17 protein-coding genes are annotated in these 17,268 nt (G+C 56.8%); 7 read left to right on the top strand and 10 right to left on the bottom strand.

Going from position 1 to position 17,268, the window contains the following annotated elements; genetic code table 11:
* Positions 1-65: 65 nt before the first annotated feature.
* The 3 genes from CQ011_RS08220 to CQ011_RS08210 all read right to left on the bottom strand — a co-directional run bounded on the left by CQ011_RS08220 (position 66) and on the right by CQ011_RS08210 (position 2,699).
* Complete coding sequence (locus CQ011_RS08220) at positions 66-557, bottom strand: helix-turn-helix domain-containing protein (protein ID WP_105676529.1); 492 nt, start codon at positions 555-557, stop codon at positions 66-68.
* Between the two features lie 166 nt (positions 558-723).
* On the bottom strand, positions 724-1,275 hold the full coding sequence (locus tag CQ011_RS08215) for an LURP-one-related/scramblase family protein (RefSeq protein ID WP_105676520.1): 552 nt from the start codon (positions 1,273-1,275) through the stop codon (positions 724-726).
* Positions 1,276-1,418: 143 nt separating this feature from the next.
* The gene (locus tag CQ011_RS08210; protein WP_105676513.1) at positions 1,419-2,699 is read right to left on the bottom strand and encodes a M18 family aminopeptidase; all 1,281 of its coding nucleotides are present in this window, start codon (positions 2,697-2,699) and stop codon (positions 1,419-1,421) included.
* 214 nt (positions 2,700-2,913) lie between these two features.
* Here CQ011_RS08210 and CQ011_RS08205 point away from each other — a divergent pair, with 214 nt between their 5' ends.
* Complete coding sequence (locus CQ011_RS08205; RefSeq protein WP_105676510.1) at positions 2,914-3,327, top strand: LapA family protein; 414 nt, start codon at positions 2,914-2,916, stop codon at positions 3,325-3,327.
* Positions 3,328-3,388: 61 nt separating this feature from the next.
* Here the strand turns inward: CQ011_RS08205 and CQ011_RS08200 are convergent, their stop codons facing one another.
* The 7 genes from CQ011_RS08200 to CQ011_RS08170 all read right to left on the bottom strand — a co-directional run bounded on the left by CQ011_RS08200 (position 3,389) and on the right by CQ011_RS08170 (position 11,233).
* Complete coding sequence (locus tag CQ011_RS08200; protein WP_105676508.1) at positions 3,389-4,090, bottom strand: response regulator; 702 nt, start codon at positions 4,088-4,090, stop codon at positions 3,389-3,391.
* A 3-nt stretch (positions 4,091-4,093) separates the two neighbouring features.
* The gene (locus CQ011_RS08195) at positions 4,094-5,383 is read right to left on the bottom strand and encodes a sensor histidine kinase (RefSeq protein ID WP_105676505.1); all 1,290 of its coding nucleotides are present in this window, start codon (positions 5,381-5,383) and stop codon (positions 4,094-4,096) included.
* A gap of 35 nt (positions 5,384-5,418) precedes the next feature.
* Positions 5,419-6,249, bottom strand: a complete 831-nt coding sequence (locus CQ011_RS08190; RefSeq protein ID WP_105676502.1) for an ABC transporter — start codon at positions 6,247-6,249, stop codon at positions 5,419-5,421.
* Positions 6,249-7,181 carry an ABC transporter ATP-binding protein gene (locus CQ011_RS08185; RefSeq protein WP_105676497.1) on the bottom strand — a complete coding sequence of 311 codons (933 nt, stop codon included), beginning with the start codon at positions 7,179-7,181 and terminating at the stop codon, positions 6,249-6,251. Before CQ011_RS08185 ends, CQ011_RS08190 begins: the two co-directional genes overlap by 1 nt.
* 130 nt (positions 7,182-7,311) lie before the next feature.
* Positions 7,312-8,346 (bottom strand): YdcF family protein, encoded by a 1,035-nt coding sequence (locus CQ011_RS08180; protein WP_105676494.1) that lies wholly within the window; start codon positions 8,344-8,346, stop codon positions 7,312-7,314.
* A gap of 17 nt (positions 8,347-8,363) precedes the next feature.
* Positions 8,364-9,782 (bottom strand): phytoene desaturase family protein, encoded by a 1,419-nt coding sequence (locus CQ011_RS08175; RefSeq protein WP_105676491.1) that lies wholly within the window; start codon positions 9,780-9,782, stop codon positions 8,364-8,366.
* Positions 9,779-11,233 carry a glycosyltransferase family 87 protein gene (locus CQ011_RS08170; protein ID WP_105676489.1) on the bottom strand — a complete coding sequence of 485 codons (1,455 nt, stop codon included), beginning with the start codon at positions 11,231-11,233 and terminating at the stop codon, positions 9,779-9,781. The genes CQ011_RS08175 and CQ011_RS08170 overlap by 4 nt, the downstream gene beginning before the upstream one ends.
* 104 nt (positions 11,234-11,337) lie before the next feature.
* Here CQ011_RS08170 and CQ011_RS08165 point away from each other — a divergent pair, with 104 nt between their 5' ends.
* The 6 genes from CQ011_RS08165 (at position 11,338) to CQ011_RS08140 (ending at position 17,263) form a co-directional block, all read left to right on the top strand.
* Positions 11,338-11,613 (top strand): hypothetical protein, encoded by a 276-nt coding sequence (locus CQ011_RS08165; protein WP_105676487.1) that lies wholly within the window; start codon positions 11,338-11,340, stop codon positions 11,611-11,613.
* 120 nt (positions 11,614-11,733) lie between these two features.
* Complete coding sequence (locus CQ011_RS08160; RefSeq protein WP_105676485.1) at positions 11,734-12,906, top strand: acylneuraminate cytidylyltransferase; 1,173 nt, start codon at positions 11,734-11,736, stop codon at positions 12,904-12,906.
* A gap of 32 nt (positions 12,907-12,938) precedes the next feature.
* Positions 12,939-13,832 (top strand): N-acetylneuraminate synthase family protein, encoded by an 894-nt coding sequence (locus tag CQ011_RS08155; protein ID WP_105676482.1) that lies wholly within the window; start codon positions 12,939-12,941, stop codon positions 13,830-13,832.
* A gap of 82 nt (positions 13,833-13,914) precedes the next feature.
* On the top strand, positions 13,915-14,901 hold the full coding sequence (locus CQ011_RS08150; RefSeq protein WP_105676478.1) for a glycosyltransferase family 2 protein: 987 nt from the start codon (positions 13,915-13,917) through the stop codon (positions 14,899-14,901).
* Positions 14,898-16,241, top strand: coding sequence for a polysialyltransferase family glycosyltransferase (locus CQ011_RS08145; protein ID WP_105676474.1), 1,344 nt, complete (start codon positions 14,898-14,900; stop codon positions 16,239-16,241). The genes CQ011_RS08150 and CQ011_RS08145 overlap by 4 nt, the downstream gene beginning before the upstream one ends.
* Positions 16,238-17,263: a hypothetical protein gene (locus tag CQ011_RS08140; RefSeq protein WP_105676470.1), complete on the top strand. Its 1,026-nt coding sequence runs from the start codon at positions 16,238-16,240 to the stop codon at positions 17,261-17,263. Before CQ011_RS08145 ends, CQ011_RS08140 begins: the two co-directional genes overlap by 4 nt.
* Positions 17,264-17,268 lie beyond the last annotated feature (5 nt).

Below are 17,268 nucleotides of genomic sequence, written 5' to 3'. Positions count from 1 at the left end.
AGCAAAACTACAAGTGGGAAAGTCGTGGGCATCTGACATGCGACACGAGGAATACCTAAATAGAACTATCCCAAAAGTTTTCTATTTGCCGAGGAGAGCGGATATTTGGCATCAAATTTGGGATCTATACGTAGTCGGAAGACCGCTTCGAGCAGTAACCTGCCCACTCCCCAATAGGCAGGTATGAGTAACCAGATGTACCACCCGAATTGTCCAACCGTGGCGAGAATCAAGGTTGCGAAAGTGACGAGTATTCCCAACCCTCGAAAAATGAGGACTATTCCCTTGGTGGCAGAATCTCGACGCTCTTGGTCAACTCGCGTACGGGTCTCTAATCCGTCAACGGCTTCTGAGAAGTGTGGGGTCTGCACGCTGATAAATAGTTCACCAACCTGCACGTCCAACGCCTTGGCAATCAGCGAGATCGTTTCCAGGCTGGCATCGCTGCCGGCTTCGAGCCGCTGAACAGTTCTAACAGTGATGCCGCTTTCCGTAGCCAAACGTTCTTGCGTCCAACCTTTAGCGCGGCGAAGTTCTGCAATCCGTGATTCATTCATGCAAGTGACACTACTGGCGGTAGGCACGTAAGCACCACGACATGACCCCGACACTCACCCGACAACAAGCCGACACCGTTGAATTTACGGGGCTTTCCAGTCTATTTACCGGACAAGAGAAACACATGCCTAAGAAAGCATGTTTCTTGATTTTCCGAGAGTGACTCTACGAGCTACGGTTTTGTTTCTCTCGGATTAGATCCAAAGCAAGTACCGATCCGATGACCGCCTGACGTTGCCCAATATTTAAATGGGAAGCGAGCCGCACCGCGTAGGTGGACTTACCTAATAACGCATTGCCCATCCCCGACCACTCACGGGTAACGCTGGCCATCTCCCCCGTGGAACCGGTGATCTGAAAATTAAAGTCCCAGATACTACCGAGCAAATCCAATTCTTCACCCTGCATGGAAACGGTAACTCGTGTCTTGAAAAAAGTAACGCGCTTGACCAGACTCGCCAATGGAACGCTCTGCCCGTCTAGAATTTCAAAACGGTCGCGACCCATAGTCATGGCGTCCTTGACCTGAATCACCGGATTATCCGGTCCGTCAAATACCGTCAGTTGCCGCGCGCCAGCAAACATACGTCCGAGCGCACTTCCTCCGGTTTCAACATGGGCAACCTGCCCGCCGGAACCATCTAAGATGGCAAAATCGTTTTTCGAAATATTCTTAGTCTGCTGAAAGACGAGAACGTCCTGATTGAAGATCGACATGCAAGCGATTATGCCATCTAGAGCGCCGCCAGGCCGAGTAACTCTCTCGTAGCCGTAGTCCCGCTAGCGCCGTCTTAAACTCCGAAAATCAAGGAGCCCAGACTCACAGTACGACGCTGGGCTCCTTGCGCTTTTCGTGACGCTTATTCTCCGAAGAATTCGCGGGATACCTTGGCGAGGTACCAAGGATCATCCACGCCACACATCTCGCGAGCCGAGTGCATCGATAACAACGCGACGCCCACATCCAAGGTACGAATACCCAAACGCGTAGCGGTCAGCGGGCCGATGGTTGAACCACAAGGAACCTGGTTGTTCGATACAAACTCTTGGTAAGGAACTCCGGCGTTCTGGCACCAATTCGCAAACGAGGCCGCACCGACTGCATCGGTTGCGTATCGTTGGTTCGCATTGATCTTCAGCAGTGGTCCACCGTTGAGCTGTGGGCGGTTAGCTGGATCATGACGTTCCGGGTAATTCGGGTGTACCGCGTGTCCAGCATCGGCCGAGAGGCATACGGAAGCGGCCATCGCGCGGGCGTTGTCTTCCGTACCAGCACCGAAGGATGCCTGGATGCGACCTAGAATCTCTTCCAAGAATGGTCCACTAGCGCCAGAGCGTGAAGCCGAACCGATTTCTTCATGGTCAAAGGCCGCGAGCATCGCGATGCGCTGACCCGTCGGGGTACGCGAATGATTGATCAAGGCAATCAGCCCTGCGTGCACGCTGGTGAGGTTATCCAGTCGCGAGCTGGCAAAGAAGTCCTTGCCATGGCCGAAGACCTCACCACGTTGGGCCGGGGCAGTCAGCACGTCGTAGCCCGCAACCTGCGCCGGATCAACACCAGCGGAGGCCGCCAGAATGCCCAAAATGTCGGCATCAGCCAGATCACCGGCTCCGAAGATTGGATTGGTGTGAGCCTGCTTGTCTAAGGTCAGGCCGTCGTTAACCTGACGATCAAGGTGAATGGCCAGTTGTGGAATGCGCAGCAGCGGTTCGGTCTGAGCCAGGTGAACCGATCCGTCACGCAAGACCAGACGGCCTGCGAGCACTAGTTCTCGGTCTAACCAGGAGTTGAGTAGCGGGCCGCCGTATACCTCGACGCCTGCCTGCCACCAACCGTTAGATCCGGTCGTCGGTTTTGGCTTTAGTTTGAAGCCAGGTGAGTCGGTATGGGCTCCAAGAATGTGAAACCCACTGATCGCTGTCGCGGCTTCGGGCTGCACCCACGCGATGATCGCACCATCTCGCACAACATAGTAAGAGCCTGAGCTCAAATTCCATGCTGCGCTCTCATCCAAGGCGGTGAACCCCTCGCCGTCCAAGCGTTTGGCGGCGCTAGCCACCGCGTGGAAGCTGGAAGGGGAGGTCGCTACGTACTCGGCCAGGTCTGCAATGTGTGCCATTGCTGCGGCTTGTGCCATAACTGGGTGCTCACTTCTTTCATCAGGTTGCTGTGTCGGCCTGAACTGCCGAGCTTTTCCCAGCTTAGTATTTTTCAGCCTTTAAGGGGCGAAATCGTCTGTGCTTTGAACTTAAAATGTCTCATCAACGAAGCTTCTGAGTGTCGAGCTTGACGTAGTAGGACATTTACAAGCATGCTGACAGAAAGTAGCCAACTAGGAAACGAGTGAAATCATGACATCGACTCCTCACACACCAGACGAACTCCCGGTTGGACACGAAGCAACGTCAGATCCAGACGGTGTTGCCAGCGTCAAGCCAGTGACCGCACCGCTTGAGAAGCCAACTAAGTCCCAGACCCCACCGCCGGAACCCGAATCGAAGTTACCTGCGACCAAACTAGGTCGGATCTGGACCGCGTCCGTTCTGGGTCTTATCGTTCTGGTGCTGCTCATCATCTTTATTGCTCAAAATCAGGACCAGGTGACGCTGCGCTACTTCACCTATGAAGGTCAGGTAAATCTTGGTCTGGCCCTGTTTATCGCAGCGGTTGCCGGCGGCCTGTTGATCGCCGCAGTAGGTGCCGCCCGCGTGATTCAGTTACGCGCCACAGCACGAAAAGACCGCAAGGCACAGAAGCGTCGTTAAAGCATGAACGCTGCTGACCGGACCCATTGAGGGTCGGTCAGCAGCGTTTGTAGTTTAAAGTCTAGAAGTCCAGGCCCTGCGATGGGATGACCAGACCAGTTTCATAGGCATAAACCACTGCCTGCACTCGGTCACGTAAATGCAGCTTTGTCAGGATCCGGCGAACATGTGTTTTAACAGTCGCCTCGGAGAGGAAAAATCGGTGCGCAATTTCTGCGTTTGAAAGCCCCTCGGATAATGCCCGTAAGACTTCCTGTTCACGCGGAGTCAGGTCATCAAGCAGTGGATCACGTTCCGGTGGTTCGGCAGTCTTCGCGGGATGTCCCTTAGCACCGTGACGCACATAGGTTTCTAGCAGTCGGGCTGTCACCCGAGGCGCTACCACCGCGTCACCCGAGGCTACGAGACGCACCGCAGAGACAAGCTCTTCGGGTGCAACGTCTTTGAGTAAGAACGCGCTGGCACCTGCCTGCAAACCAGAAAAGGCGTACTCATCTAGGTCAAAGGTGGTCAGGATGATGATCTTTGTATCTGGGTACTGTTTAGCGATCCTCTCGGTCGCCTCCAGCCCATCCATTTTCGGCATGCGAACATCCATCAACACCACATCTGGAACTAAGGCCGCGGTCTGCGTGAGTGCTTCTAATCCATCAGCGGCCTCACCCACGATATGCATATCGTTTTCGCCCTCAAGAATCAGCCGGAAGCCCATACGGAGTAGTGGCTGGTCATCAACCAGCAACACCTTGATAATTTCTTCCATGAGCTACTCCTTGGTGGCTAAATGTTCGTTGGAATGTTCTGGCATTTGCAGGGTTGCTTTCACAATCCAGCCTCCTTGGGCCACGGGGCCAGCGTTCACCGTTCCACCAAAGAGGGCAACCCGTTCACGCATGCCACGTAATCCTTGGCCGGTGCCCACGCTCGGTACCCGAGTAGCGTCACCGTCATCGATAATTTCTATTCGCACCTGGCTGGAACAACGTTCCATACGAACCTGCACATCGCTGACGTTGTGAGCGTAGCGCAATGAATTAGTCAAAGATTCTTGGATGATGCGAAAGACCGTCAACTGAAAAGTTGTATCTTCTGGAAGAGGCTCACCGGTATACGTATAGGTCAGCGGCAAACCGGCCACCCGGAATCCCTCGAGCATCTGATCCAAGCTACCGCCGGTAGGTTTCAATTCAAGTTCTTCGGTTTCACTTTGCCGCAGTACTCCGAGCATACGTCGCATATCAGACAGGGCCGCACGCCCGGTGCCAGATAGCTCCTTGAGCACCTGTTCGGAACGTTCTTGGTCGCGTCGTCCCACCACCCGGGCACCCTCGGACAGGGCGATCATCACCGACAGTGAGTGAGCCACCACGTCATGCATTTCGCGGGCAATACGGTTTCGTTCTTGGACCTGGGCCAAGCGTGAAACTTGGGAGGCCCAGTGGTTTAATTCGGCCTCATGGATGCGAGCGTTTCGGATATTTGTACCGATGGCCGCAGCAGCAGCATAAATACCGATCAGGAATCCACCGGTAATACCGATGAGGATCCCGGAGGCCGCCGCGTCATCAATATTGTCTGCGTCCGATTCCACCGTCAGATCTGTCAGGTCCGGATAGCCCATCAGCACCATCATCAGCAGTTGGAAACAGCCTGCAAGCAAGGCGATGGGAACCGCGCGGCGTCCAGAGTAACTGGTGCCCACCGAATACAACGCGATGGCCATTCCTACGCCACCTATCCCGCCGCTTTGGCCCGCAAGCAAAATGCCAACAAACTCCAGGACGAAGATGACGCATAACACCGTCAGTGGAGCCTTGCGCCGCCACAACAATGCCAGACCAATGCTTACGGTCAATAACAAATACAAGGCCGGTGGCACATTGGGCAGGTAGGCCATCATGACGGTGTTTGGCAACGCCAGGAAAAAGTAAATGACTACGGTTCCCACGACGACCACCCGCGGATGGGTACGCAAGTACCTACGTACCCGCCCCATCCGCTTGGCCGCCAGCTCGTCGAAGGAGACTACCGGCTCCTGCAGCGATGTTTGGCTCATATCATCCAGTCTAGTTTGCTCCGGTGCTTCAATTTTTAGATGTCTCGGGCCTTAAGCAACCAGGCACCTAAGATCAACGGGATCAGCGTCCAACCGGCTACACCTACTAGCTGTTGCCACAGTTCAAGATCGCTTGGAGAGGACAGTGGCAAGGCGAGTGACATGCCCAGCTGGTTCGGGAGGAACTGGACTACATTCTGGACCCAATCTGCCAGCATAGTCAGCAGGCCGGTGACGAGTGGAAGTACGAAGAACAAGGCCACCAAAGAGGTGATGCCGCCTGCGGAGTTACGCAGGATTGCTCCGAGGGCCAAACCGATCAGGGCGGCCATGACTACCGCAAGCGCACCGTACCAGAGCACGTTTTGGAAGTGACTTCCGAAGAAATCCAACTTCATGTTGTAGTTCTTCGCCAGCGGCAAGCAGACCAAATAGGTCAGAACACTACTAATCAGCTGGGCGAGCGCACTGAGGATGGTGATTAGTACTGCTTTAGCACCCAGCACACGTAGGCGTTGCGGGCTTGCCAAGAAGGTACTGACAGCGGAGCCGGTGGTGAATTCGCCGCTCATTAGCAGCACACCGAGAACACCGAGGATTAGCTGCGAGAAGGCCAGGCCTGAGCCCAACAGTTCCGCGGTAAATTCGGGGCTCGTCATATCCGGCACCCCGGGCATCGGAGGGGCTTCGCTGGCCAAAGAACCGACGCCCCAGACACCGAGTACGGCAATACCCATATTAAGTACCACCGCCACCAAGATCAGGACGCGGGTGGAATTCAGCGAGAAGAATCGGATCGATTCCGAACGAAGCACGCCGCCAAAGGTGACCTTGCCAGTGGTTGGGGTTGCGAGGTGAGTACTCATTAGTGGGTGCCTCCGGCAACTGCGTCGTGCTGAACTTGGGACTTGTATTCGACCTCGTCGCGGGTCAATTCCATATAGGCGTCTTCGAGCGTACGCTGCAGTGGTCGCAGCTCACTGAGCACGATTCCGCTTTCCAAAGCCCGGCGTCCAATCGATTCCGAGTCCGGACCAGCCACACGCAAGGTGGTGGAATCCAGTCGGGTTAGTTGCACACCCTCGGCGGCAAGAACCGTCATCAACGGATCCAGGTTTGAGGAGCGCACAATGGTTTGACGCAATCCATCATCAATAAATTCACTGATCGGCGCATCGGCAAGGATCCGCCCACGGCCAATAACAATCAGGTGATCGGCGGTCTGCGCCATCTCGCTCATCAGGTGTGAGGAGATGAACACCGTCTTCCCCTCGGCCGCCTGCTGGCGAGCTAGGTTACGCACCCAGGCGACACCCTCGGGATCCAGTCCGTTGACCGGTTCATCAAGGATTAACACCTGTGGGTCCCCGAGCAACGCCGAGGCAATGCCCAGACGTTGGCCCATACCCAGTGAGAAGCCGCCGACCTTCTTGCGGTTCAACTGACTCAAACCAGTCAGTTCCAAGGCTTCGTCCACACGAGACCGCGAGATACCTCCGGTGGCTGCCATAGCCCGCAGGTGGGTGCGGGCGGTAAGCGACTTATGCACCGATTTCGCCTCAAGTAAGGCCCCCACCTCGGTCAGTGGATGCTTTGATGAGCGAAAATTATTGCCGTTGACTGCGACCTGTCCCGCGGTTGGCTTGGCCAATCCAACGATCATGCGCATGGTGGTCGATTTGCCGGCGCCGTTAGGGCCGAGGAATCCGGTTACCATTCCGGGCTGGACCGTGAACGACACGTTGTCGACTACGGTTTTTGCACCGTATCTCTTGGTTAGCTGCTGTGCCTGAATCATATGTCCAGCATAAAAAACTTGGTCAGCAAAAACACCGACCCCAGTGCTGATCTTGACCCTCACTCCAAAGGTGGAGCCAGCCCTGCCGACGCGCCAACAAGTCCACCTATAGGCGCACAAGTCGTGGACTTTAGACCCACAGCGCAGTGTTGGTCAGAACCATTAAACCCGCGGCGATCACGGCAGCAAAAGGCAAGGCAAGCAACACAACCAGTCGTCGATGGTCACGCATGATGGCAACAAATTCACGCAAAAAAGCGCTGGGTCGGTAGTACGCGGCGGTTTTGCCGCCGAATGCTCGCGCATCCAACCCCAGGCTGCGTGCTGCTAGACCTGCACGTAGCGCATGGTAATCGCTGGTCACCACCCATAATTGTCCGTCCGGACGGTGGGTTCGCACCAGCATGTCAGAGAACTTCAAGTTCTCTATGGTGTCTTTAGCCCGGTCTTCAATCAACAGCTGATCTTCGGCTATCCCCTGTTCGCTCAGGTAGCGACCCATGCTGACACCTTCGGGCTCCAACTCGTCGGCGCCCTGCCCACCGGTGGGGACCAGCAGCGGTTTCGGTTCTGTCGCCGCGCGGTATAACTGCAGGCCACGATCGAGTCGACCGCGCAATAGTGGAGTGACTTTGCCATTAATGGTGCGTGCACCGAGCACCACCACCGCGGCAGGTTGACCCATCGAAGGAAACTTTCCGTGCACCCAGGCGTAGAGCAACAACATCGCAAAAAGGCTAGCGGTAAAGGCGGAGGACATGAACAACACAAAGGCTAAGGTGTAGGACCACCAGGTGTTCAGTGCCACCAGCAGTATAGCTATCACCGGCAGTACAAGAACCGCGACCCCGGATGCGAAGAAAAGTAGGTTGGAGATGCGGGAGCCTTCCCGGCGCCACATCACCACCCCGTTATAGATCAGCGCACCGGCAAAGATCAGGTAAATCAGTGGGGCCAGGGCGAAGACCAACACAAATACCAGTCCAAGACCTGGCACTAGGTCGGTCACTAGGTCAGCTAGGAAGGCGATGCTCAGCAACACCAAAGGGAAAAGTAGCACCGCATTGCCTAAACGACGTGGATCCTTGCGGTAAGAATGCACGAAGAACAACCAGAAACCCACAAGTACTAGGCCAGGAAGCCAACCGGAGTAAAGAGAATTCATCTGCCAGTCCTTAAAGCCTAGGGAGAAATCGAATATTCGCGTTGCAGCATCGCCTTGGCGCCAAGATATCCAGCCATTCCATGCACCGACGGTCCCGGAGGGGTCGCCGAGGAAACTAGATACAGGCCCTTGGATTGCAAATACCAAGGCTCCGCAGACAGTCTCGGACGCATCACGCTTCCGATCAGGTCCATAGTTCCTCCCGAAAGATCTCCCCCGACCAGTGCAGCATTTTGCTGTTCTAGTCCGCTGGCAGGAACCACGTGCCTTTCTTTAATAATGTCGCTGAAACCTGGAGCCGCGGCTTCGATTTGGGCGGTGATCTGCCGGCTCATGTCTGCTGTTGATCCCAGCGGCACGTGACAGTAGGCCCAAATGACTTGCTCGCCAGAAGGTGCGCGCGAATCATCAAAAAGGGAAGGTTGGGCAATAATCAGATATGGATGCTCGCTGGTCCGGCGGTTCGCTGCGCGTTCGGCCCGGCCCACTTGTGCTGCGGTACCGCCCAAATGCACGGTGCTTGTCTGGCTCAACACCGGATCTTTCCAAGGAATCGGTTCGCTGAGCACAAAATGTACCAAACAGCTGCCCGGCGAGCGCCGAGTTCTTGCCAACTTTTTGGCCAGTTTGTCAGGAATTTTTCCGCTAGTTAGTTTAGCGGCATCCTCGGCGGAGGTATCAAGCAGGATAGTTTTTGCCTGGAGTTCGGCAACATGCGACACCTTATGTCCAGTATGAATGATGCCCCCGTGGCTGATCACCTCGGCGGCAAGTGCATCGGCAATAGCCTGTGATCCGCCACGCGGTACGGCCCATCCTTGCCCGTGCGCTGCTGCTGCAAGAAAGAGTCCAGCCCCGGCGTTGGCCGGGCCACGCGCTCCGCCGGCCACATGGGCGGCACATCCCGCGTAAAGCGCTGCGGCACGCGGGTACCTGGCTGAAAATATGTCTTTTAACGCCATTCCACCCAGCGTGGAGGCGCTAAAGAGTCCCAAGGTCAGTGGGTGGGCGGGCACCTTGAGCAACGGGTTAAGCAACGTATCGCCCAGCTGTTCGATACGTTGCACCAGGGGCCTGAGCAGCCGGGTGTAAGCCTGCCCGTCGCCTGCACCAAGTTCGGCTCCGGTGCGTGCTAAGTCGCGCCATGCGTAGGCGGTCCGTTCGTCTAAAACATGAGCAAAGGACAGTTCCGGGATAATAAAGTCGACCCGTTGGTGCACGTTGAGCTCGTGCATCGCGGTGGAAAGCATCGCCATCGGGTGCACGGCGCTGCCTAGATCAAACTTTGCGCTCGAGCCGTCTAAGGGTTGAGTGCGGGCGGCGCCGCCGATAGTTTCGTTGGTTTCGTAGACATCGACACTGAGCCCGGCTCGAGCGGCTACGGCAGCCGCCGCGAGTCCATTAGGTCCAGCCCCTACTACCGCTACCGCGGTCATACTTTTTGTTCCTTTGATTTTTCTTCGCCCTTACCAAGACCACGCAGGGTGAATACGTCTTTGGCTCCAGCGAGGGGGCCCGCCAGTGGATCTTCTTGTCCTACGGCACGAATCGGGTCACGCCGCGGATCCAGAATCGAACGGACTACCTGGAACATCACGTAGGCCAGCATCACCATATGCGCGAGCACTAAGAGAACATAGCCGATTTCCGGGAATACCTTATGTGGATCTTTATCTGCGGAGAAGGAGTCAAGATAGTTCCAAAGTCCGTAGAAGTGTGCCACCTCGACCATCATCCAGACCACAAATAGTCGCCAGCGCGGCAGCGCCAACGCGAACAAGGGGATCAGCCAAACAATGAATTGTGGGGAGTAAACCTTATTGACCATGACAAAGGAGGCAATGATCAAAAACGCCAGCGACCCCAGACGTGGGGTTCGTTTAGCCATCAGGCCTAGAACCGCAACGCCAATGCAGCATAAGAAGAAGAGGATCAGCCCGTAACGCGAGATTTGCTCGGCTTCGAAGGTGCCCATGGAGTCGGTCTTAGCTGCGACGGCGTTCCATGCGTGCCAGAAACTTGAGAGCCCCGCACCGCGTTCGGAGGAGAAGGTGAAGAAGTGTTTAAAGGAGTCCGGATAAGCCAGCGCGTAAGGCAGATTGACCAGCACCCACGTTCCGGCGGCGACTCCAGCGGTTGTCCAAAAAACTTTGAACTTTCCGGTTCGGATGGCAATGACCAAGATCGCCCCAAGCACAAAGAATGGGTAAATCTTCATCGCCGCACCCAACCCGATGAGCACACCGGCGAGCACCGTATGTCCGCGTGCGAAGGACAGCATGCCCATAGCAAGTAGGGCCACCGCCCACATATCCCAGTTGATGCTGGCAGTAAGGATGATGCCCGGCGCGATGGCCACGATGGCCGCATCCCAGGGACGACGTCCGCCCATGCGCAACGTACACACCACGGTGATGACCCAGAGGATCGCCACAATGGCCAGGTTCATATCGAAGTAAAGCAGTGAACGGTTCTCAAGGCCCTGTGGAACTAGTGCGGCCACCGCCGAGGCCACGGCGCTCATCAGCACCGGGTATTCAAATTCTGCCCCGCTACTAAAAGGTACCCACGGGTTGTCTGCAAAACCGCGCGCCCCGAATAACGGCACCCAGTCGGAGTAGCAGGCATAAATATAGGGGTTTGAACCGCCCCAGCCGTTGACGCGGCAGGGGTTCTTCGCCAAGAGCATGAGTAGCGCCCCGAGAGTGGTCAGCAAGATCATCACGCGTTCTACGGTGAAGAATCCCGGACTGACTCGTCCCGGATCACTGTGACGGCCCAAGGGACCGCCGATCATCGCGGTGAATTGACGCAAGAATCCATCCGCCCTCGAGGGGACGGTAATTCGCAACGGACCGCGTTGGCTCGGTTTCTTCGGGGCACTCATGACCTCCAGCCTAGTTTGCTCGGGCACCGCACTGCATCATTTAGTCCGCTAGTTCGGTTATTCTCCCCCTATCCCCGCCGGGCGCTAGATGGCAGGATGCAACTATGCATCACCAACGCCGAGAAAATTTGGAAGTAAGCGCCGAGATACTTCGGGCTCTCCTGCTCGGAATCGACCATCGTGAAGAAGTCTTCTCCTGCATTAAAGATGCCCCTTCCACCGATGCGGCGGCCATGGCAGTGCACAAGCTCCTAGGCGTCAGCGAAGATAGCGCTCGAGCCATCCTCGATATGCAGGTGCGCCGTTTCAGCGATGCCGAACGCGAAAGAGTGACAGCGAACTTGAGACTGATCTATGCCGAACTGGACTCGCTACGGTAAACAAACCGCTAGAAAAATACGATGACATGGGCATTCAGGGTTCTCCCAGCAAGCTAAATCTCCTCTTCACCCTGCGTTAACCTGCTGTAGGGCGATTGGCTAACTCGGCTTCCTAAGCTCATGAATGTGAGTAAAACCGACAAGCCCAGCGTCCTAGCGATCATCCCAGCACGGGGTGGTTCCAAAGGCGTCAAGCTCAAGAATCTACGCACCATCGGGGGCATCTCCTTGGTGGGCAGGGCCATCCTTGCGGCGCGTTCTGCGACGACAGTCAGCGAAGTCGTGGTCAGCACCGATCATGAACAGATCAAGGCCGAGGCCCTCGCCTACGGAGCCACCGTGATCAGCCGCCCGGCAGATATCGCCGGGGATACGGCTAGCAGCGAAGCGGTGCTTCTCGATGTTTTGTCCAAGGTCTCCGACACTCCGGATATCACCTTGTTCATACAGTGCACCAGCCCGCTGATCGATCCGGCAGATCTGGATGCTGCCGTGGCCTCGGTGCGCGACGGCGAAGCCGAAGTCAGCTTCGCCGCAGTAGCCGACCACGGTTTCCACTGGACCGCAGACTCCAAAGGATTAGCGGTCTCCAGCGGACATGACGCGGCGAACCGGCCGCGCCGCCAAGATCGCGAGGCCCGCTGGTTAGAGACCGGCGCGTTCTACGCGATGGATACCGAAGGTTTTCGGGCCGCAGAACATCGCTTCTTCGGCCGAGTGCGGATCTGTGAAGTCGCCGCAGAACACGGGATGGACATCGACACCGAAGCAGATCTGGCGTTGGCGCAACTACGCGTGCCACGCCAAGTCGAGCCCATCCTGGTTGACGCGGTTGTGACCGACTTCGACGGGGTACACACCCCGGATACCGCCTACGTAGACGAACACGGGACAGAAACCGTGCGAGTCTCACGCTCCGATGGCATGGGCGTAGCCCGGCTACGAGCGGCCGGGGTGAAGTTCCTCATTCTCTCCAAGGAACGTAACCCGGTAGTTGCCGCCCGCGCGGCAAAACTGAACGTCGAGGTCGCCCACGGCATCGACAACAAGGCCGAATATTTGGCCCGCTGGTTAGCCGACGAAGAAATCAATCCGGCCCGTGTGGCCTATGTCGGCAATGACATCAATGATCTGGCACCGATGGCGCTGGTGGGCTGGCCGATTACGGTCGCCGACGCCAGCGACGAGGTACACCGAGCCGCACGCCATCGCCTCAGTCGCCCCGGCGGCAACGGCGCGGTCCGTGAGCTCGCGGAGCTGGTCCTCACGGCCCGCTGCGCACCCCAAGTTTGAAAATCAAAGTTTTCCCAATGAAAGGCAAGTCAATGACCTCCGTGAACACCGAAATCAAGCCAGTAGCTATCGGCGATTCCCTGCTCGGCACCGGCCAGCAGGTCTACGTCATCGGCGAGATCGGCATCAACCACAATGGCGACATGGAAATCGCCAAGCAGCTGATCGATGTCTCGGCCGAGGCCGGCGCCAACGCCGTGAAGTTCCAGAAGCGCACCCCAGACATTTCCACCCCGATGGATATGCGTGACAAGATCCGCTCCACCCCATGGGGCGACATGACCTACCTGGACTACCGCTACCGCGTCGAATTTGATCAGGCACAGTACAAGGAGCTCATCTCCTACGCCGCTTCCAAGGGTCTGCACGCTTTCGCTTCGCCATGGGACATCCCATCGGTGCACTTCATGGAGGAACAGGGCGCGGTCACCCACAAGGTTGCTTCCGCATCGGTCACCGACATTGAGCTGCTCAAGGCCCTGGCTGAGACCGGCAAGCCAATCATCTTGTCCACCGGCATGTCCACCATCGAGCAGATCGACAAGGCAGTGGAGACCCTGGGTACCTCCAACCTGGTCATGATGCACGCAACCTCGACCTACCCACTGCCTCCAGAAGAGGCAAACCTGCGCATGGTCGAGACCCTGCGCGAGCGTTACCAGGTTCCAGTGGGCTACTCGGGCCACGAGCGCGGCTTGCAGATCTCACTGGCAGCCGTTGCCCTAGGCGCGGTCACCGTAGAGCGTCACATCACCTTGGACCGCACCATGTGGGGTTCGGATCAGGCTTCCTCGCTGGAGCCAAAGGGCTTCGCCTCGCTGATCCGCGATATTCGCATCCTCGAGCAGGCCATGGGCGACGGCGTCAAGAAGGTCTTCCCAGGCGAGCTGGCACCACTAAGCCGCCTGCGCCGCGTCGACGCCTAGTCACGGAGCACATCCGGCGGTTGGACTCGCCATTGGGTCCAACCGCCGTTTATTTTTTGTCTCCCCTAGCCCAGAAGGAACCATGAGTTTGATCCCCGGTCGTATATCAGTGGTGATTCCCGCCTATAACCAGGAGGAATACATCTGTGATGCCCTTACCTCACTGACCAGACAAAAGCTGGGCAAATGGGAATTAGAGGTATTGGTGGTAGACGATGCTTCCACCGATCAGACCGCGAATCTGGTGCTCGGCTACCAGCACAAGCTCGAGCGCCTCGAACTTGTCAGCCTGCCGACAAACTCTGGGGTCTCCGCGGCCCGTAACGCCGGGCTTGAGGCGGTCACCGGCGAATTTTTCACCTTCCTTGACCCAGATGATTGGTATGCGCCGGAACATCTAGCCACTCTGGCCTCCGCCTTGGAAGAGCTACACGTGGACTTTGTGCGCACCGACCATGTGCGCGTGACAGGGACCAACCGGGTGCTACACCGCGCCCCGCAGGCAGTGCGTGGACTACCACTAAATCCGGCAGACGATATCGAACCCATCGATTCCCCGTCAATGGTGGACTACGCCTTCGTCTGGGCCGGCATGTACCGCACCGATTTGATGCGCTCCGTGGACGCCTACTTCTTTGATGCAGATTTATACAGTGCCGAGGACCGTCTCTGGCTGTGGAAATTGCACCTACGCACGAGCCGCTATGCGGTAGTTTCCTACCCCGGAGTGTTCTACCGCCGTGGCCTACCCGGCTCGCTCACCCAGGTATTTGACGAACGCCAACTAGGTTTCATTCCTGCCTACGCGCGAATTTTGGACGAAGTGCGTGCCCATCGAGACGCGGAACGCCACCTTCCCAAGGCGATGCGTCAGTTCTTCGCGATCGTCTGCCATCACGAAAAACGCGCCAAGAACTATCCGCCTGAGGTACGGCTGGAAATGAAACAGCAGCTACGAAAGATCTTCACCACCATCGACGTTCATATTGCCCAACAGGTCGCACTTGAAATGGATATTGCGCGCCGCCGCCATATCCTCTCCTTCCTTCAGGTCGGGGTCGCTAAATGATCGCTTTAGTCGAGGCCAGCAGCTATTTTCAAATAGCTTCCCTGGCCGCCATGGCCGATGCTGGACTACTGCCGCAGGCAGATGAATATGTGCTGGTACTCGCCAATGGCTCACAGCTACCCGAACTGACTACACCGTTAGACGAAGCTCCCGGCTTTGCCGAGCTCGCCGCAAGATTTGACCGAGTTGTTGACTTAGCGGCGTTGGTGTCCCCGCGCCGCCCAGCGCAGTTCAACCCGCGCGAAGATGAATTGTTGATCTTTGAGCGCTTGCTCCGCAAGACTTGGGGCTTAGGCGATGAACGAGTCACCCTGGTGGTTGAATCTATTCAGGTCAACCCGGCCCGTGCGCTAGCGCGCATCTTCTTTGACGCCACACTATGGGTGCACTCCGATGGTCTGATGTCTTACGGTCCCACCCGTAACAAGCTTCAGGTCCCGCTCGCCCAGCGCCTAGCCGGAACCATCCACGTGGATCTGGTCCCGGGGCTCGAGCCACAATTACTCGCCGAACAGCAACCCCCGCGTCAGGTCTTGCCGGGCACCGCACTGAAGGCGGTCTTCGCACAGCTTGCCGAGAGCTCCGAGTTGCGCCTTCCCCAAGGGGCAGCGTTGATTCTTGGGCAGTACTTAGGCTCGCTGGGCCTGGTCGATGCTCAAGAAGAACTAGATCTACACGAACAGATGCTCGTGGCCGCCAAAGATCGTGGCTTGAACACTATTTTGTTCAAGGCACACCCGTCGGCCAGTGCTACCTCGGCGGCACGGTTGCGGGCGCGGGCGTTGGACCTGCAGCTGGACTTTCATCTCTTAGATACCGATCATTTAGCAGAAACTGTCATCCTGGCCGCGCAACCGCAGCTGGTGATCTCTTGCTTCTCTACCGCGCTAGTGACCGCAAGGTACGTGCTCGACACTCAGGTGCATGCGGTGGGGACCGCCAAAATGCTGCAGTTACTGGCCCCGTATGAGAATTCGAACCGAATCCCGCTGTCGATCATCCACGGTCTCTTTGTGCAGGATCTTCCGGTGCCTGCTCGAGCCGGAAATATCGATATGCTCAGCAATCTGCTCGCTGCGGTCTCCTACTGCATGCAGTCAAAGCAGCTTCCACAGTTGCGCGAGAGTGCCGAACAGTTTCTCTCCGAACACTATGGTGTGTATTCAGCGCACTTCAAACGTCGGCGCATCACCAAACTTGAACTTCCACCGTCTTGGGCTCACCTACCGGTGCGCCGGTCAGTACCTGCAAAGGTCCGTGGGGCTAGCCGCCACGTATTGCGTCGCGGTTCGCGGGGCTTGGACAGAATGTCCAAGGTCCTGAGTCGACTGGCAAAATGAACGATACGATGATGAAAATTTCCCAGCCCGAAACTCAAGAGGTGCCACGGCCACGCTTTGGCGCGGCCCATGTATGGGTTGAGTCTCCCCTGCAATTGCTGTCCGCCGTGGAAACACATGCAGCAGGGTTGCTTGGCGACGAGGTCTACGTCATTCCGAGACGAGGTATGCCCTTAGAAGCAACTACCGGGGCACTGCTAAAGAATTCACCAGCCGGATTGCATTTCATGCCCGCAGCCAAACGTCCGCCACAACCGAACTCTTCGCGTGAGCGTTATGTAACTGGCGATGCCTATTCGGGCCGGATCCAGCGCACCCTGCTTACCGGGGTTAAAGCCAAGGAAGTAGTCATCATCGATGATGGGCTCGCTACCCTGGCGCTAATTCGTCAGTTGGTGAGCGAAGAGCCGACGCCTTTGGTGCGCGCGCGAGCCAAGAATACTCCCGCACGCCACGCACTGGGATTAGCTATGTGGCACCGGCTTCGTGGTTTGGCCAGAGAAGGGCGACTACTGATCGTCTCTGCTTTGCAGGTGGACGTGCGGCTTAAAAAACGTATGGAAGAGTTGGGAATCAAGTTTGCCCAGCATCGCTTTGAATGGTTGGCCACCCAGCCTGTCGCCGAACGCTTCACCGAACCGACGCTATTGATCGGTTCGGCCATGGCCGCCGACTCAATTATTCATCCCGAACCCTATCTCCAGTGGATTCGCTCCATTGCCGCAGAGGGTCCCGTCGCTTATTTTCCACATCGCCGCGAAACTGAACAGATACTCGCCGAACTTCGCCAAATACCCAATGTCATCCTGAAGCAACACACCATTCCCATCGAGATGCGTTTACGGGATTTACGCCCAGGACAAGAGATCAGAGCCCTGCCTTCGACAGTTATACCTTCCCTACGTTTATTGCTCGGTAATGAAGCTCGTAGCCTCTACGCGCAGCCGGTCCCAGATCACTGGTGGACATCTAATACCTCGCAAGATCTCCGTGATCACCTGTCCAGTTCCTTGAAGGTGTGATCAGA

The sequence above is a fragment of the Arthrobacter sp. MYb213 genome, assembly GCF_002979915.1.
Lineage (GTDB): Bacteria > Actinomycetota > Actinomycetes > Actinomycetales > Micrococcaceae > Glutamicibacter.
Note: the sequence above shows the minus strand (reverse complement) of the source record. Positions and strands in the feature narration are given on the sequence as shown.

Coding starts and splice junctions, on each gene's coding strand:
- CQ011_RS08220 (WP_105676529.1), bottom strand. CDS start 557: ATGAATGAATCACGGATTGCAGAACTTCGCCGCGCTAAAGGTTGGACG.
- CQ011_RS08215 (WP_105676520.1), bottom strand. CDS start 1,275: ATGTCGATCTTCAATCAGGACGTTCTCGTCTTTCAGCAGACTAAGAAT.
- CQ011_RS08210 (WP_105676513.1), bottom strand. CDS start 2,699: ATGGCACAAGCCGCAGCAATGGCACACATTGCAGACCTGGCCGAGTAC.
- CQ011_RS08205 (WP_105676510.1), top strand. CDS start 2,914: ATGACATCGACTCCTCACACACCAGACGAACTCCCGGTTGGACACGAA.
- CQ011_RS08200 (WP_105676508.1), bottom strand. CDS start 4,090: ATGGAAGAAATTATCAAGGTGTTGCTGGTTGATGACCAGCCACTACTC.
- CQ011_RS08195 (WP_105676505.1), bottom strand. CDS start 5,383: ATGAGCCAAACATCGCTGCAGGAGCCGGTAGTCTCCTTCGACGAGCTG.
- CQ011_RS08190 (WP_105676502.1), bottom strand. CDS start 6,249: ATGAGTACTCACCTCGCAACCCCAACCACTGGCAAGGTCACCTTTGGC.
- CQ011_RS08185 (WP_105676497.1), bottom strand. CDS start 7,181: ATGATTCAGGCACAGCAGCTAACCAAGAGATACGGTGCAAAAACCGTA.
- CQ011_RS08180 (WP_105676494.1), bottom strand. CDS start 8,346: ATGAATTCTCTTTACTCCGGTTGGCTTCCTGGCCTAGTACTTGTGGGT.
- CQ011_RS08175 (WP_105676491.1), bottom strand. CDS start 9,782: ATGACCGCGGTAGCGGTAGTAGGGGCTGGACCTAATGGACTCGCGGCG.
- CQ011_RS08170 (WP_105676489.1), bottom strand. CDS start 11,233: ATGAGTGCCCCGAAGAAACCGAGCCAACGCGGTCCGTTGCGAATTACC.
- CQ011_RS08165 (WP_105676487.1), top strand. CDS start 11,338: ATGCATCACCAACGCCGAGAAAATTTGGAAGTAAGCGCCGAGATACTT.
- CQ011_RS08160 (WP_105676485.1), top strand. CDS start 11,734: ATGAATGTGAGTAAAACCGACAAGCCCAGCGTCCTAGCGATCATCCCA.
- CQ011_RS08155 (WP_105676482.1), top strand. CDS start 12,939: ATGACCTCCGTGAACACCGAAATCAAGCCAGTAGCTATCGGCGATTCC.
- CQ011_RS08150 (WP_105676478.1), top strand. CDS start 13,915: ATGAGTTTGATCCCCGGTCGTATATCAGTGGTGATTCCCGCCTATAAC.
- CQ011_RS08145 (WP_105676474.1), top strand. CDS start 14,898: ATGATCGCTTTAGTCGAGGCCAGCAGCTATTTTCAAATAGCTTCCCTG.
- CQ011_RS08140 (WP_105676470.1), top strand. CDS start 16,238: ATGAACGATACGATGATGAAAATTTCCCAGCCCGAAACTCAAGAGGTG.